At 62.4% G+C, this 16,070-nt stretch carries 14 protein-coding genes; 9 read left to right on the forward strand and 5 right to left on the reverse strand.

The annotated features are described in order from the left end of the window. Positions 1-91: 91 nt before the first annotated feature. The 3 genes from AB4Y81_RS06940 to AB4Y81_RS06950 form a co-directional block, all read right to left on the reverse strand. Entirely contained in the window at positions 92-1,093 is a 1,002-nt protein-coding gene (locus AB4Y81_RS06940) for a metal ABC transporter solute-binding protein, Zn/Mn family (protein ID WP_055972079.1), read from the reverse strand. Between the two features lie 131 nt (positions 1,094-1,224). Further along, the gene (locus AB4Y81_RS06945) at positions 1,225-2,298 is read right to left on the reverse strand and encodes a hemolysin family protein (RefSeq protein WP_018776379.1); all 1,074 of its coding nucleotides are present in this window, start codon (positions 2,296-2,298) and stop codon (positions 1,225-1,227) included. Next, entirely contained in the window at positions 2,295-3,644 is a 1,350-nt protein-coding gene (locus AB4Y81_RS06950; protein ID WP_039242086.1) for a hemolysin family protein, read from the reverse strand. The genes AB4Y81_RS06945 and AB4Y81_RS06950 overlap by 4 nt, the downstream gene beginning before the upstream one ends. A 488-nt stretch (positions 3,645-4,132) precedes the next feature. Here AB4Y81_RS06950 and AB4Y81_RS06955 point away from each other — a divergent pair, with 488 nt between their 5' ends. From AB4Y81_RS06955 to AB4Y81_RS06980, 6 genes are all read left to right on the forward strand, one after another. After that, positions 4,133-7,936: a multifunctional oxoglutarate decarboxylase/oxoglutarate dehydrogenase thiamine pyrophosphate-binding subunit/dihydrolipoyllysine-residue succinyltransferase subunit gene (locus tag AB4Y81_RS06955; protein ID WP_110503940.1), complete on the forward strand. Its 3,804-nt coding sequence runs from the start codon at positions 4,133-4,135 to the stop codon at positions 7,934-7,936. 92 nt (positions 7,937-8,028) lie between these two features. Beyond that, positions 8,029-8,676 carry a GDSL-type esterase/lipase family protein gene (locus AB4Y81_RS06960; RefSeq protein WP_018776382.1) on the forward strand — a complete coding sequence of 216 codons (648 nt, stop codon included), beginning with the start codon at positions 8,029-8,031 and terminating at the stop codon, positions 8,674-8,676. 2 nt (positions 8,677-8,678) lie between these two features. Further along, entirely contained in the window at positions 8,679-9,953 is a 1,275-nt protein-coding gene (locus AB4Y81_RS06965; RefSeq protein ID WP_189075160.1) for a serine hydrolase domain-containing protein, read from the forward strand. A gap of 102 nt (positions 9,954-10,055) precedes the next feature. After that, positions 10,056-10,904 carry a DUF4097 family beta strand repeat-containing protein gene (locus AB4Y81_RS06970; RefSeq protein ID WP_441995579.1) on the forward strand — a complete coding sequence of 283 codons (849 nt, stop codon included), beginning with the start codon at positions 10,056-10,058 and terminating at the stop codon, positions 10,902-10,904. Further along, a complete protein-coding gene (locus tag AB4Y81_RS06975) occupies positions 10,904-11,518 on the forward strand; it encodes a PadR family transcriptional regulator (RefSeq protein ID WP_189075161.1) in 615 nt (204 codons plus the stop codon). Before AB4Y81_RS06970 ends, AB4Y81_RS06975 begins: the two co-directional genes overlap by 1 nt. A gap of 113 nt (positions 11,519-11,631) precedes the next feature. After that, a complete protein-coding gene (locus AB4Y81_RS06980) occupies positions 11,632-11,706 on the forward strand; it encodes a 50S ribosomal protein bL37 (protein ID WP_369299106.1) in 75 nt (24 codons plus the stop codon). 113 nt (positions 11,707-11,819) lie between these two features. Here the strand turns inward: AB4Y81_RS06980 and rsrA are convergent, their stop codons facing one another. Both rsrA and AB4Y81_RS06990 read right to left on the reverse strand, forming a co-directional pair. Next, the gene (gene rsrA / locus AB4Y81_RS06985) at positions 11,820-12,080 is read right to left on the reverse strand and encodes a mycothiol system anti-sigma-R factor (protein WP_018776387.1); all 261 of its coding nucleotides are present in this window, start codon (positions 12,078-12,080) and stop codon (positions 11,820-11,822) included. Further along, positions 12,077-12,880: a sigma-70 family RNA polymerase sigma factor gene (locus AB4Y81_RS06990; RefSeq protein WP_018776388.1), complete on the reverse strand. Its 804-nt coding sequence runs from the start codon at positions 12,878-12,880 to the stop codon at positions 12,077-12,079. Before AB4Y81_RS06990 ends, rsrA begins: the two co-directional genes overlap by 4 nt. Positions 12,881-13,059: 179 nt before the next feature. Here AB4Y81_RS06990 and AB4Y81_RS06995 point away from each other — a divergent pair, with 179 nt between their 5' ends. The 3 genes from AB4Y81_RS06995 to rsgA are packed head-to-tail and all read left to right on the forward strand — an operon-like array spanning position 13,060 to position 16,067. Next, positions 13,060-13,575, forward strand: a complete 516-nt coding sequence (locus tag AB4Y81_RS06995) for a DoxX family membrane protein (RefSeq protein WP_055972066.1) — start codon at positions 13,060-13,062, stop codon at positions 13,573-13,575. A 6-nt stretch (positions 13,576-13,581) separates the two neighbouring features. Beyond that, positions 13,582-14,949 carry a 3-phosphoshikimate 1-carboxyvinyltransferase gene (gene aroA / locus AB4Y81_RS07000; protein WP_441995580.1) on the forward strand — a complete coding sequence of 456 codons (1,368 nt, stop codon included), beginning with the start codon at positions 13,582-13,584 and terminating at the stop codon, positions 14,947-14,949. 2 nt (positions 14,950-14,951) lie between these two features. Continuing rightward, positions 14,952-16,067: a ribosome small subunit-dependent GTPase A gene (rsgA, locus tag AB4Y81_RS07005; protein WP_055972060.1), complete on the forward strand. Its 1,116-nt coding sequence runs from the start codon at positions 14,952-14,954 to the stop codon at positions 16,065-16,067. Positions 16,068-16,070: the final 3 nt, after the last annotated feature.

Below are 16,070 nucleotides of genomic sequence, written 5' to 3' on the forward strand. Positions count from 1 at the left end.
GCGGTGGCGGCAGGCAAAAGGCCCCGCAGCCATCCTGAACATCTTAGGACGCCAGCGGGGCCCTTAACCGCATTGCCGGAGCCGGAAACGCCTACTTCTTCAGTGCGGATGAAACCGATTCCACATTGTCGGTCATCCATTGGACATAGTCCTTGCCCTCGGGCAGCGTTTCAGTGAAATTCAAAACCGGCACGCCGGCAGCCTCGGCTGCCCGTTTGACAGTTTCGGTCTGAGGACCGGCAGTCTGCTCGTTATAGGCCAGGAAACGGACCGAACCGGCACTGAGAAGATCAGTGGTTTCCTTCATGACGGCGGGCGGAACGTCCGTGCCCTCTTCCACAGCAGCGCTGTAGGCTTCCGGGGTCTTGTTCTCAAGGCCCGCGGCTTCCAGGAGGTACAGCGGCACAGGCTCCGTGATCGCCACGGGAGCGTGCCCGTCCGCAGCCTTCACGGCGTCGAGCTTTCCGGTCAGTTCAGTGAGCTTGGCTTTGAAGGCGTCTGCGTTGCCCGTAAAGGTCGCGGCCGAGTCCGCGTCCAGGCTGCCGAGCTTGCTTGCCACGGCATCGGCGAGCTTGCCCATGGCGTCCAGGTTGTACCAAACGTGCTCGTTGAACTCGCCGTGGTTATGCGTGTGGCCGTCCTCGGAGTGGGCCTCTTCGCTGTGGCTTTCCCCTTCGGGGGCGAGCCCTGAAATTTCGACGGCGCTGATCATGTTCTCATGGCCGATTTTGGTTTCATCGGCAATTTTGTGCAGGAATTCGTCATAGCCCCCGCCGTTCTCCACCACGAGCTTGGCTTTGGAGATCACCAGCTTGTCCTGGGCACTGGCCTCATAGGAATGAGGATCCTGGCTGGTCTTGGTGATGATGGCGTTGACGTTCACCTTGTCTCCGCCGACTGCTTTCACAATGTCGCCGTAGACGTTGGTGGACGTGACAACTTCGATGGCCCCGGAAGCCGAAGGACTGTTAGCTCCGGCCGTTCCGGCGCAGGAGGACAGCAGGAGCGCGGCCAGTCCTGCGGAAGCGGCTACGGACAGGCGGGCGGCGTAACGACGCACGTAAACCTCGGATCTACTCAAAATGAGAATCAAACACAATTACTGGGCAGATCCCAGTGTAGCCCTAATTGGGAATGATTCCTATTTAGCGAAAGGCGGGCATCGATTGAAAAATCGATGYCCGCCTGCACTCCAAGCTCTCAGGACTCCAAGCTCTCAGGCGGTTATGCCTGGGCTTGTTGACCACCGAAGCGTCGAATGCCTGTCGCCTGGGTGGCATCGCGGATTTCGCCGACCAACTGCTCGATGACGTCTTCAAGGAACAAGACGCCCTGGGTGTCTCCACCGGCGCCAACAACACGGGCCAAGTGCGAGCCTGTGCGCTGCATGACGGACATGGCCTGCTCGATCTCGTCGTCCGGTGACAGGTTGGCCAAGGACCGGATGCGCCCCTCGGCAATGGGGTGCCTGCGACCCTCGTCCGGGATGGACAGGATGTCCTTCACGTGCAGGTATCCGGCCAGTTCGCCGTCGTCGTCCACCATCGGGAAACGGGAGAAGCCGGTACGGCTGACCGCTTTTTCCAGGTCGACGGGCGTGGAGGCCGTCTTGAGCACCACCAGCTTGTCCAGGGGCACCATGATGTGGGAGGCCGTGTGCTCCGAGAACTCCAAAGCACCGCTGAGCAATCCGGTCTCATCGTCCACCAGGCCGTGCCGGGTGGATTCCTGGACAATCGACTGCACTTCCTCAAGCGTGAACGACGAAGACACTTCGTCCTTCGGTTCGATTTTCATCAACCTCAGGATGTGGTTCGCCAACCAGTTGAGGGACCAGATGACCGGGTTAACCACGCGGGCGATGAACATCAAAGGTGGCGCCAGCAGGAGGGCCGCCTTGTCCGCAACGGAAACCGAGATGTTCTTGGGGACCATCTCACCGAACGTGACATGCAGGAACGTGACGAACAGCAACGCGATGACGAAAGCGGAGATATCCGCCAGTTCGACCGGTACGCCCAGCAGTTCGAGCGGCTCCGCCAGGAGATGGTGAATGGCAGGCTCGGCAACCTGGAGGATCAGGAGCGAGCAGACGGTAATGCCCAACTGCGCACACGCCAGCATGAGCGACACATTCTCCATGGCGCGCAATGTTGTCTGCGCCCGCTTGGAGCCGGCCTCGGCCAGGGGTTCGATCTGGCTGCGGCGTGCCGACATGACGGCGAATTCGGCACCGACAAAGAAGGCATTGCCGATCAAAAGGACGACAAGCCAGACAATTCCTACCCAGTCACTCATACGGCACCTGCCTCGTGGTGGTTGGATCCGGCGTCGGCCTGCTCGTCATCACGGACTACGTGGTGGAAGCAGATCCTGTCGATTCTGCGGCCATCCATCCTGGTGACTGTCAGGGTGCCTCCCGGCGTTTCCACGACATCCCCCACCTTGGCTATCCGGCCAAGCTGGCTCATGACGTAACCGCCCACGGTTTCATAGGCAGACTCGTCGGGAACGGTGAGATTCGGGATCTGTTCCGACACTTCATCCGGCCGCAGCAGGCCCGGAAAATACCAGTCGCCTGTCGCGCTCTGCAGGACGCCGGGCCGGACTTTATCGTGCTCGTCAGCGACCTCTCCAACGATTTCTTCGACCAGGTCTTCAAGGGTGGCAATGCCCGCCGTGCCGCCGTACTCGTCAAGCACGACGGCGAGTTGCAGGTTGCCTTCGCGCAGTTCAGACAGGAGGGCATCAAGGTGGATGGTCTCAGGGACCTGAAGGACATCGGTCATGATGGCACCGGCCTGGAGCTTGGCCCGACGTTCAGCGGGTACGGCCACAGCCTTTTTGACATGGACCACGCCGCGGATATCGTCCGTGGAATCGCCAATGACGGGGAAACGGGAGTATCCGGTACGCCTCGCGGCGTCAAGGATGTCAGTCACCGGCTGGTCGGCGTCGATGGTCTCCATGCGGATCCGGGGCGTCATGACGTCCGCCGCGGTCCTTCCGGAGAAGTTCAAAGTACGGGCCACAAAGTTGGCCGTACCGGCATCCAACGTCCCGAGTTCGGCCGACCGGCGCACCAAGGATGCGAGCTCAGCAGGTGTCCGGGCTCCCGAGATCTCCTCCTTGGCCTCCAGGCCAAACAGGTTCAGGACCTTGTTGGAGAACCCGTTCAGCACCACGATGGCCGGCTTGAAGACGGCAGTGAACATCAGTTGGGGTCGGGCAAGCCGCTTCCCAAGCGGGAAGGCGAGGGCGATGGCCATGTTCTTGGGGACCAATTCGCCCAGAAGCATCGACAGCAGCGTGGCGAAGGCCATGGCCACAATCAGGGCAACGGAGTGCACGACCTCGCTCGGGAGGCCCAGCAGGCCGAGCGGCCCGAGGAGCAACTGCCCGACAGAAGGTTCCATGACGAAACCAGTCAGCAGCGTGGTCAGTGTGATGCCCAGCTGGCAACTGGAGAGCTGGGTGGAGAGCGACTTGAGGCACTTCAGCAACGGAGCCGCAGCGTGGTCGCCATTGTCAACAGCGCGCTGGACGCTTGCCTGGTCGAGGGCCACCAGGGAGAACTCAACAGCTACAAAGAAGCCGGTCCCGAGGATGAGGGCAAAACCGGCGAGAAGAAGAATCCATTCCACTTAGCGCATCCCTCCAAGGGCAGGCGCGTGCAATGGGGTTAAGGCCTTCGGCTCGGGGAATCGCCCCGGCGGAGGCTGGTCGGGTGCAGCGGACGCATGGTCTGCGGCACCACCGGCAGTGAACGCCGGCGCGTGATGGGCATGTGAACGGGTATTGCCGGCTCGACGGGCACGCTGTGCGGAGTTGCCAGATTGGCTCCCCCGACAGTTCCCAGGCCGGCACCTAGATTTACTGTCCATAAGACTTTCAGTCTACAGTCCGGCAACCGTGGTCTCCCTCAGGAGGGCCAACTTCGCAACAAAAAAGCAGAGCCACGCCACTAAGTCAGCCGCAACATGATTTAGGTCACCACTATTGGCAGTTAACCAACGATCCTAACTAGACTGTCAGGGGTCTGAGTTCGCGGGACCCGGACCCTGTCCCATCGTTGCGGAAAAGCAACTTTGGCCAGCGGGAAAACAACACTCATGGAAGAGGCGTATTTCAAGTGCCAGAGCAGCCCAGCCACCGTCTACCAGAGGAATTTGGCGGAAACGAGTGGCTCGTTGACGAACTGTACGAGCGGTACCAACAGGACAAGAACTCGGTGGACACCAAATGGTGGCCGCTCTTCGAATCCTTTGCTTCCGCTGACGGCACTTCTTCCAACGGAACCTCTGCAGCCCCATCAGCTGCCAATCCCCCTACCCAAGTACTTCCCGTCGTAGCTCCGGCTGCAGCGGCACCGGCACCGGCGCCGGCGGCCCCCGCAGCAGCGCCGGCCGCCGCCCCCGCGGCTCCGGCCGCACCCGCTCCGGCGAAAAAAGCACCTGCCACGGTTGCCCGGGACGGAGCAAAGAAGCCCGCCGCCGGCACCGCTGCACAGCCGATCCCTGCCCAGCTGCCCAAGAGCAACAAGGCCCCCACAGCGCCGGAAGAGGACGTGGTTTCCGTCCTCCGCGGCCCGGCCAAGGCCATCGCCACCAACATGGTCACCAGCCTCGAAGTGCCTACCGCTACCAGCGTCCGGGCTGTTCCGGCCAAGTTGCTCATCGACAACCGCGTCGTCATCAACTCCAACCTTGCCCGTGCCCGCGGTGGCAAGGTCTCCTTCACCCACCTCATCGGTTACGCCGTTGTCCGTGCGCTGTCCCAGTTCCCGTCAATGAACGTCTACTACGACGAAATTGACGGCAAGCCGAGCGCCGTGCAGCCCGCGCACGTCAACTTCGGCATCGCAATCGACATGCCCAAGCCCGACGGCACCCGCCTGCTGATGGTTCCAAACATCAAGAAGGCCGAGACCATGGACTTCGCGGAGTTCTGGCACACCTACGAGGACCTGATCAAGCGTGCCCGCAACGGCAAGCTCACGGCTGACGACCACGCAGGAACCACGGTCTCGCTGACCAACCCCGGCGGCATCGGCACCGTGCACTCGGTCCCGCGCTTGTCCAAGGGCCAGGCGGCCATCATCGGCGTCGGCGCTCTTGACTACCCGGCCGAGTTCCAGGGCGCCAGCGAGAAGATCATCGCCCAGAACGCCATCAGCAAGATCCTCACCCTGACCTCCACCTACGACCACCGGGTCATCCAGGGCGCAGGCAGCGGCGAATTCCTCAAGCTCGTCCACCAGCTCCTCCTCGGCGCGCAGAACTTCTACGACGAGATCTTTGAAGCCCTGCGCATTCCCTACGAACCCGTTCGTTGGAGCCCGGACCTGCAGGTGGATCCCGCGGACGAGATCAACAAGGTTGCCCGCATCCAGCAGCTGATCCACTCCTACCGCGTGCGCGGCCACCTCATGGCTGACACCGATCCGCTGGAGTACGTGCAGCGCAAGCACCCTGACCTTGACGTCCTGACGTATGGACTCACCCTGTGGGACCTCGACCGCGAGTGGCCTACCGGTGGCTTCGGTGGCAAGCCGCAGCTTAAGTTCCGCGACATCCTCGGCGTGCTCCGCGATGCTTACTGCCGCACCACAGGCATCGAGTACATGCACATCCAGGAACCGGCCGAACGCAAGTGGTTCCAGGACCAGCTTGAGCACCCATACTCCAAGCCGAGCCGCGAAGAGCAGCTGCGCATTGTCTCCAAGCTCAACGCTGCAGAGGCCTTCGAGACCTTCCTGCAGACCAAGTTCGTCGGCCAGAAGCGGTTCTCCCTCGAAGGTGGCGAGTCCCTGATTCCGCTGTTGGACGCCGTCATTTCGGACGCCGCTGACGACGGACTGGATGAAGTTGCCATCGGCATGGCCCACCGTGGCCGCCTCAACGTGCTGACCAACATCGCTGGCAAGACCTACGCACAGGTCTTCCGCGAATTCGAAGGCACCCAGGATCCCCGCTCCGTCCAGGGCTCCGGCGACGTCAAGTACCACTTGGGAACCGAAGGTACCTTCACCTCGGACAACGGCAAGCAGACCAAGGTCTACCTCGCCGCCAACCCGTCGCACCTTGAAGCCGTCGACTCGGTGCTTGAGGGCATCGTCCGCGCCAAGCAGGACCGCCTGGACCAGGGCGAGTCCTTCCCGGTGCTGCCCATCATGGTCCACGGTGACGCCGCATTTGCCGGCCAGGGGGTGGTTGCGGAAACCCTGAACCTCTCGCAGCTCCGCGGTTACCGTACCGGCGGTACCATCCACGTGATCGTCAACAACCAGGTCGGCTTCACCACTGCGCCGTCCTCTTCACGTTCCTCCACGTACTCCACCGACGTCGCGAAGATGATCCAGGCACCGGTGTTCCACGTGAATGGCGATGACCCCGAAGCCGTGGTGCGCGTTGCTCAGCTCGCCTACGAGTTCCGCCAGCGCTTCCACAAGGACGTCGTCATCGACATGGTCTGCTACCGCCGTCGCGGCCACAACGAAGGCGACGACCCCTCGATGACCCAGCCGCTCATGTACAACCTGATCGAAGCCAAGCGCTCCGTCCGCAAGCTGTACACAGAGTCGCTCATCGGCCGTGGGGACATCACCGAAGAAGAAGCAGAGCAGCTGCTCCGCGACTACCAGGAGCGCCTGGAGCGGGTCTTCGCCGAGACCCACGCCGCGCAGACGTCCCCGATCCCGATCATCACCGCGGACTCCGCGGCCGTTTCGGACATCGAGCGTCCCATTGCCCAGCAGGCGGACTTCGGGACCAACGCCCCCACGTCCACTGCGATTTCCGCTGAGACTCTTGCCCGCATCGGCCAGGCCCACCTGGAAATCCCCGAGGGCTTCACCGTCCACTCCAAGCTCAAGCAGCTGCTGGAGAAGCGCGAGCAGATGTCCCGTGAAGGCGGCATCGACTGGGGCTTCGGCGAAATCGCTGCCTTTGGTTCCTTGATCATGGAAGGCGTACCTGTGCGCCTTGCAGGGCAGGACTCGCGCCGAGGCACCTTTGTTCAGCGCCACGCCGTCTTCCACGACCGTGCCAACGGCAACGAGTGGCTGCCCTTGGGCAACCTCTCCGATGACCAGGCCAAGCTGTGGATCTACGACTCCCTGCTGTCCGAATACGCGGCCATGGGCTTCGAATACGGATACTCGGTGGAGCGTCCGGATGCGCTCGTTCTGTGGGAAGCCCAGTTCGGTGACTTCGTCAACGGCGCCCAGACCATCATCGACGAGTTCATTTCCTCGGCTGAGCAGAAATGGGGCCAGCGCTCCTCACTGGTGCTCATGCTCCCCCACGGCTACGAAGGCCAGGGCCCGGACCACTCCTCGGCACGCATTGAGCGCTTCCTTCAGATGTGCGCAGAAGACAACATGATCGTGGCCAACCCCACCACCGCGGCCTCGCACTTCCACCTTCTGCGCCGCCAGGCATACAGCCGTCCGCGCAAGCCGCTGATCATCTTCACGCCGAAGCAGTTGCTGCGCCTCAAGGGTGCCGCTTCCGCCGTCGAAGATTTCACCACGGGTGGCTTCAGGCCGGTAATCGGCGATCCGGAAGTCCAGCCGGCAAACGTGGACCGGGTCATCCTGGTCTCCGGCCGCTTGTACTACGACCTCCTCTCCAACCGCCAGAAGTCCGGTGACACCTCCACGGCGATCATCCGCGTGGAGCAGCTGTACCCGCTGCCGAAGGCTGAGATCGAGGCCGAGCTCGCCAAGTACCCGAACGCTGACATCGTTTGGGCGCAGGACGAGCCCGCCAACCAGGGCCCGTGGCCCTTCATGGGCCTGAACCTGGCACCGGAACTTGACCGCAAGCTCCGCCTGGTCTCGCGTCCGGCATCGGCATCCACGGCTGCCGGTTCCATGAAGCGCCACGCCGCAGAACAGGATGCCCTGATCAAGCAGGCATTCGAACGTAAGTAAAAACGAAACTGCCCGGCCTGAGGAGCGATTAGCACGCCTCAGGCCGGGCAGTTCTGTTTAATGGGACAGGTACCCGGTCCCAAAACCGGCCGATGATCCGGAAACTGTGCAAGGACCGTAACGAGTGTGAAGAGGTAACCGTGGAAGACAGGAAGCTGCGTATCGCAGCTGTTGGAGATGAACTGCTCGCGGGCCTGGGGGATCCCCGCGCCCTGGGCTGGCTCGGTAGAGTCCTGGCCCGCACACCCCAGGACTCCGTCGTGGTGGAGAGCTTTCCGCTCCCTTGTCCCATGGAAGGTACAGAGGGCCTGGCCGCCCGATGGCAGGAAGAAGCCGGCAGGCGCTTCAGCGATACCCATGAGAACCGGCTGGTGATCGGACTTTCAGGTCGCGATCTCGAATTTGGCCTTTCCACAGCGCGGAGCCGGCTGAATCTGGCCAACATCCTCGACGGAGCTTCGCACAGCAGCGTGGAGGTCTTCGTGGTTGGTCCGCCTCCCACTTTGGATCCGGCACGCAACAAGCGTCTTGCTGAACTCAACACAGCTTTTGCCGATGTCACCACGCGGCGCAACCACCACTACGTTGACACGTTCTCCCCGTTGCTCAATCATGAGCAGTGGAGGACGGACCTCGCAGCCAATGGGGGAACACCGGGCCAGGCCGGCTACGGCTTGATTGCGTGGCTTGTCCTGCACCGTGGCTGGTTCCAGTGGCTTAATATCGCTCAACCGGAGTAGCCATGACGCGGAACATGCAGGTTTCTGTCAGAGCAGCAACAGCGGCGGCAGTAATTGCCGCAGTGGCAGCCACAGTTTCCTGCAGTTCCGGTCCCCCGGTCTCCCCCGCGTCCTCAACAGCCGCGTCGGCACCGGCATCCACTGCTTCTCCAACATCGGCGCCCACGGCGCTGCAGCGCTTCGATTCGGAGGGCTTGCGCGCGGACTTTGAGCGGACAGCCAAGGAAGTCCTTGTCCCGGGAGCCATGGTGCTGCTGGAAACTCCCGGGGGAACCCTCACTGCGTCTTACGGCACAGGTACCCGCGGCGCCGAACGGCCGGTCTCAATGGCGGACCACATCCGGGTGGGTTCGGTCACCAAGACCTGGACAACCACAGTCATTCTTCAGCTCGTCCAGGAGGGCAAGCTCGCCCTTGGTGATCCCGTTTCAAAGTACCGTCCAGACGTTCCCAATGGTGACGGCATCACTCTCGAGCAGCTCCTGACCATGCGGAGCGGCTTGTTCAACTACACCGAAACCCTTGAGCTCAACTCAGCCATGGATAAAGAACCGCGCAGGGAGTGGAAACCGGAAGAGCTCCTCGCGCTGGGGTTTGCCCATCCGCCATATTTCGCGCCGGGGCAAGGCTTCCACTATTCCAACACGAACACGGTCCTTCTGGGCCTCATCGCCGAGAAGGTCGCAGGAAAGCCACTCGGTGATCTCTTCAAGGAGCGCATTTTCCAGCCCCTCGGCTTAAAGGGAACGGTCTTTCCGGACATTTCGTCCAACAGCATTCCGGAGCCACATCCCCAGGGCTATTTCTACGGTGACAACGTCCTGACGATGACCAATCCTGCCCTTCCCGAGGACATGCAAAAGGAAGCCGCCGCGGGCACCCTGGCCCCGAACGACGTTACTGATGTCAATCCGTCATGGGCCTGGGCAGCAGGGTCCGGAATCTCCACGACCACGGACTTGAAGATCCTCGGCGAAGCCCTCGTTAATGGGAAGCTGCTCGATGCCGGGCTCCAGCAACAACGACTCGACAGCGTCATCCCCACCAACCCGGAAAACCCCGACCGTGCTTCCTACGGCTGGGGCATAGCGAAGTTCGGGAAGCTCTACGGCCATACCGGCGAACTTCCGGGCTTCAACACCTTCATGGGCAGCGATCCCGTCAACGGAGTGACCCTCGTGGTGTGGACAAATCTGGCACCGGCGGCCGACGGCCGGGACCCTGCCGTGACCATCGCGAGGTCACTCATCGGCAAGGTCTACCAAGCCGGGAGCTGACGCCGGGTCCGTTACCTCTTGATTCGCCGGAGCTCTTGATTCGCCGGGAAACGCGATATATCGTGTTTTCATCAACGCGATATATCGCAACTTGGAGGGATCATGTCAGACGAACTATGGACCGTGACGGGCCCGCAAACCATTGAAGTGGATAACGTCCGCTCCCTGAAGCTGGGCATAGTGAAGGGCCGATTCGACGTCGTGACCCACGACGAACCCTTTGTCCGCATCGAGATCAGCGAAATCACCGGCGACCCCCTTACGGTGACACTGGTGGACGGGCGCCTGGAAGTGCGCCACCAGCTGCAGGGGCCGCAGGGCTGGTTCCGCAACCTCATGGGGACCGTCAACAACAGCAGCACCAACTCGGTGGTGGTCGGGATCGCGCTGCCACCCGGCGTCGACGTCGAGGCCGGAACCGTCAGCGGCGACGGAATGGTGTCCGGCGTCAGCGGCCGCACGCGCCTGAACACTGTGTCAGGTTCCGTCATGGCGGACGGCACCAACGGCGAACTCCACGTGAACACCGTCAGCGGGGAAGTCATCGCCAGGAACCACGACGGCGCCCTGACCGCCAAGAGCGTCTCGGGCGAAGTCACGGCGTCGGGCACCTTCAAAAGCGTCCGGGCAAGCACAGTCAGTGGCGACCTCAGCTTCGATCTCCAGGACTACACGAACGACTTTGGAGCCAACTCGGTCTCCGGCGACCTCACCATCCGGCTCCCCCACGACGTTGGCCTGGATATCGTGGCGAAATCAGCCAGCGGAACCGTAGTGATCGATGACCAGATGTACGCCCAGCCCGGCAGCAATGTCCACACAATCGTTGGTCCTGACGAACGGCTCATGCTTGTCCGCACCAATACGGTCTCCGGCAAGACCTACATCATCCACGGCTCGGCACCGTCACCGGACAACAGCCGGCAGTCGCCAGGGGAAGCTGGTCTCTGATGCCTCCCGTCTTCGCCCACGGCGCACTGCGCCTGTACCTCCTTGCCCTCTTGGAAACCGGTCCCAAGCACGGCTACGAACTGATCAAGGCCCTCGGCGACCGCTTCGGCGGAACGTACTCCCCCAGCGCCGGAACCATCTATCCGCGACTGGGCAAGCTGGAAGAGGACGGTCTCGTCGCTACAGAGACCGAGGGCCGGCGCACGAAATACTCCATCACCTCAGCCGGGCGCGCGGAACTGGACAGCCGACGGGAGGAACTGGCGGACGTCGAAGACACCATCTCCGCCTCCGTCAGGCGGCTCGCCGACAACTTACGCGAGGACATTCGCAGCAACATGCGCGGCCTTCGTGCCGATCTTGCCGCTACGGCGGAAGTAGCCCGCACAAATGCCACCTCCGCCGCTTTCCGCAGTCGGACGGCGGGCTACACACCGGAAGGCCAGCGCATCCTCAAGGAAGCAGAATTGATGGTGCAGGCCTTCCGGGACGATATCCGCGTGGAGTTGCGTCAACACGGGGCTGCCCGCCCGCTGACGCCAGTGGCACTGGAAACGGTCCGCGCGGTCCTGGATCAGGCTCGAATATCCATCAGGAATTCACTCAACAACTGAGCTGAGGCAAAGCGCCCCGCCGCGCGGACGCCTCCCGGTTCGCGGCGCAGCACCCGGATGTGCGAAACTGGAGGGCAGCTCTATTGAGTATCAATCATTGAAGGAGGCCAGCTATGAGCAAGCGTGCACGTAAGCGTCGTGACCGTAAGCGCGGCGGCGCGAACCACGGCAAGCGTCCCAACACCTAAGCCAACGGCTTAGCGTCACAGGCTTAAGAGCGAGGGCCCCGGAAACCATGCGGTTTCCGGGGCCCTTGGCGTTAAACCCTCACAAGACCAGGCCGTGCCAGCCGGCGGCCGGATCAGGCGTCAACAGGCTTGATCGAGTGAATCCTGTCCAGGATGGAATTCTTGAGGTTCTCGGGAGCGGATTCGGTGCACGAACGCTTGACCATGGTGCGGATGAGGCACTCAAGGTCATACTGTTCTGCACACTCTTCACACGTATCCAGGTGCTGCTTGATTTCCGTGAGGTCCTCACGTGTCAATGCACCGTCGAGATACTCATAGATCCGCTGCATTCGCGTATCGTCGCAATCGCCCAATCCCTGGCAGTCGCTCATTTCTCTTTCTCCTGATTGTTGCTTCCGGCCGCAGCCTGATCTTCGGTGTGGGCCTTGAAGCCCCGTTCGGCGGCATAGTCCGCCAGCATGTCCCGCAGCATCTTCCGGCCACGGTGCAACCGCGACATGACAGTGCCGATCGGGGTATTCATAATCTCCGAGATTTGCTTGTAGGCATATCCCTCGACATCCGCGAAATAGACAGCCAACCGGAATTCTTCCGGAATTGCCTGCAACGCGTTTTTGACGTCGGAATCCGGCAGGTGGTCAAGCGCCTCGGCTTCGGCTGAACGCAGGCCCGCCGAAGTGTGCGACTCGGCTTTGGCCAGTTGCCAGTCCTCGATCGTGTCCGAATTGGACTGCAGCGGTTCTCGTTGCCGCTTCCGATAGAGGTTGATGTAGGTGTTGGTCAGGATCCGGTACAGCCACGCCTTGAGGTTGGTGCCGGGCTTGTACTGGTGGAACGCTGAAAAGGCCTTGGTGTAGGCCTCCTGGACGAGGTCCTCCGCGTCAGAAGGGTTCCGCGCCATCCTCATGGCAGCCGAGTACAACTGGTCGACGTACTGCATTGCGTCGCGCTCAAAACGCTCGCGCCGCTGCTCCGGGCTCTCCGCTGCAACATCGACGGCGGCCGGCGCCGGGGCGTTATCGTCGTCCGTCGCGTCGGCTGCTTCGTACATGGCCGCTGCGGCCGGTTCAATGGTGCTCATCGTTGCCAAGTCTACTGTCAGCTTGGGAGAATCCGGCTGCACCCCGTACCCGGCCTCCGGTAGAACCATGCGGTCCTTCACCAAAGTCAAAAAACCAACTCCGTTCAGCGAGCGGCAACGCCGTGCCGCAGTCCGGTCTCCACCGCACCTGAAACTCACAACGGCCGCTGCTGGGTAAATATTCCGCAAAAGTGCAAGACTAGATCCGACTGCACCCCGTGAACACAACACTCATCGAACAGTGTGGCAAGCCACCCAGGAGGCAAAACATGTCTTTTATCCGTTTTCTCGCGCGGCCCATGCTCGCATCCAGCTTTGTCGTTGCAGGTCTGGACAAGCTCAAGAACGCTGACGACACCGCCAAGCAACTGTCACCAGTCCTTCGACGAGCCTCTGAATCGCTGCCCTTCAAAGCGGACGAGAAGACCCTCGCCCGGGTCCTGGGTGGAGCCCAGCTCGGCGCCGGAGCCCTGCTCGGACTGGGTAAGCTTTCGCGTTTCGCAGCGACGGTGCTCGCGCTGACGTCCGCCCTGAACTCCTACGTCGAATGGCGTTCAGCCGACATCAGCACCAAGGAGGGGCGCACCGCCCGGAAGGCCCAGCTCCTGAAGAACATCTCACTTACCGGCGGCGTGTTGTTGGCGTCGGTGGACACCGAAGGCCGTCCGAGCATCGCCTGGCGGGCCGAGCACCTTGCCGCCGACGCCAGGAAGGTCACCGGCAAGCAGATCAAGAAGGCAGACAAAGCAGTGCGCAAGGCCGTAGACAACGCAGTTGGAGCATAAGGAAGCATGACAGGTACCACCGCCGCCAATACCGAACCGGACAAAGCCGCCAGCCTCCCGCTATGGCCGGCCCCTTATGCCAAAGGGCCCGTGGACGCCACAGTGACGGTCCCAGGTTCAAAATCGCTGACCAACCGGTACCTGGTGCTGGCAGCCTTGGCGGATGGTCCTTCGCGGCTCCGGGCTCCGCTGCATTCACGCGATTCGGCCCTGATGATCCAGGCCCTCCGGCAGTTGGGTGCCACCGTCACCGAGGTACCCGGTGACGGTGACTATGGGCCCGACCTGGAGATCACTCCCCTGGACCCCTCTGCTTCGAGCTCAACGACAGCCATCGACTGCGGTCTGGCCGGTACCGTCATGAGGTTCGTTCCCCCGCTGGCTGCCCTGCGCAGCGGCGCCACAGTCTTCGACGGCGATCCCCATGCCCGTAACCGTCCCATGGGAACCATCATCGAGGCACTGATCGCCCTGGGAGTTCCGGTCGCAGCCGAAGGCGGCAGGACGCCGTCGTCCCTTCCTTTCACGGTGGAAGGCACCGGCGAGGTGCGCGGCGGTCACTTGGTCATCGACGCGAGCGCTTCCTCCCAGTTTGTCTCGGCGTTGCTGTTGGTAGGCGCCCGCTTCACCGAAGGCCTGCACTTGGAGCACGTGGGCAAACCCGTTCCAAGCCTGGACCACATCACCATGACCGTTGAGGCGCTTCGGAGCGTGGGCGTTACTGTCGATGACTCCGTACCCAACCACTGGCGCGTTTCGCCCGGCAGGATCAGTGCTTTCGACCAGCGGATCGAGCAGGATCTCTCAAACGCCGGCCCCTTCCTGGCCGCCGCCCTGGCAACGCACGGCACTGTCCGCATTCCCAACTGGCCCACCGGCACCACACAGGTGGGCGATCTCTGGCGGACCATCCTTCCTGCCATGGGCGCAAGCGTCACCCTTGACGGGGGAACACTGACGGTTACAGGCGGCAATGAGATCAAGGGTGCTGATTTCGACGAAACCAGCGAGCTCGCGCCGACTGTAGCCGCACTGTGCGCTCTGGCTACCGGCCCTTCGCGATTGACGGGCATCGCCCACCTCCGCGGCCACGAAACAGACCGCCTCGCTGCCTTGGTTGCCGAGATCAACCGCCTTGGTGGCGATGCGGAAGAAACTGCCGATGGCCTGGTAATTCGCCCAGCTTCCCTCCATGGCGGAGTGGTACACAGTTACGCAGACCACCGAATGGCCACTGCCGGCGCCATCCTGGGACTCGCCGTCGACGGCGTCCAGGTTGAAGACATCGCCACAACATCCAAGACGATGCCCGAGTTCCCGGAGATGTGGGCACGAATGCTTGACTCCGCCGGCACGAATGAGGCCGGCAACTGACCATGGGCCGCGACGCACGTTCCTGGGACGAATCCGATGTCCGGATCCGTCCCAACAAAAAAGGATCACGACCCCGGACCAAGGACCGTCCCAGTTACGATGACGCCGTGATCGGACGGATCATCACGGTGGACCGCGGGCGGTACCGGGCAATCGTTGACGAAGACTCCCCCAACGAACGCATCATCATCGCCGCACGCGCCCGCGAACTCCGGCGCAACCCTGTTGTGCCCGGTGACTTCGTGGCCCTTGTAGGCGACGTTTCCGGGTCTCCGGACACGCTGGCCCGGCTGGTCCGGGTGGAAGAACGCCGGACCCTCCTTCGCCGCAGCGCCGATGACACGGATCCGATCGAGCGGGTAGTCGTGGCCAACGCCGACCAGCTGGTGGTGGTTGTTGCAGCCGCGAATCCCGAACCGCGGACCGGGTTCATCGACCGCGCCCTTGTGGCGGCGTACGACGCCGGTATTGAGCCATTGCTGCTGATCACCAAGGCCGACGTGAAGGATCCCACTGAACTGCTGGCCAACTACGTCAGCCTGGATTTCCCGGTGATTATCAGCCGGACAGCCGATTCTGAAGCCGGCGGCATTGATGCCCGATCCGATGATGGGCTGTCGGCCCGTTTGGACAGGGATGCTGTTTCCCGGCTCCGCGCACATCTCGGTGGCAAAGTGACCGTCATGCTGGGCCACTCCGGTGTGGGCAAGTCCACCATGGTCAACGCGTTGACGGGCGCCGAGCGGGCCACCGGCGGCGTGAATGCCGTCACCGGACGTGGCCGGCACACTTCGTCCTCGGCATTGGCGCTGAAGCTCGCGGATGCCCCCTCGGGCAGCTGGATCATTGACACCCCCGGTATCCGATCCTTCGGCTTGGCCCACGTGGATCCGGACCGGATCCTGCATTCCTTCCCGGACCTCGAACCCGGCACCGAAGCATGCGAGCGGGGATGCAAGCACGACGCTACGGCAGTGAACTGCGGGCTGGACGCCTGGGTCAATGAAGGACATGCGGGCCCTTCAGGGGTGGCGCGCCTGGCGTCACTGCGTCGCCTGCTGGGCGCGGACCCGCGCCTGGAGGCCAAAGAAGCGAAAGAGCTCGGCACGGTTACTTGATGA

The organism is Paenarthrobacter sp. TAF1, from assembly GCF_052113825.1.
Lineage (GTDB): Bacteria > Actinomycetota > Actinomycetes > Actinomycetales > Micrococcaceae > Arthrobacter > Arthrobacter nicotinovorans.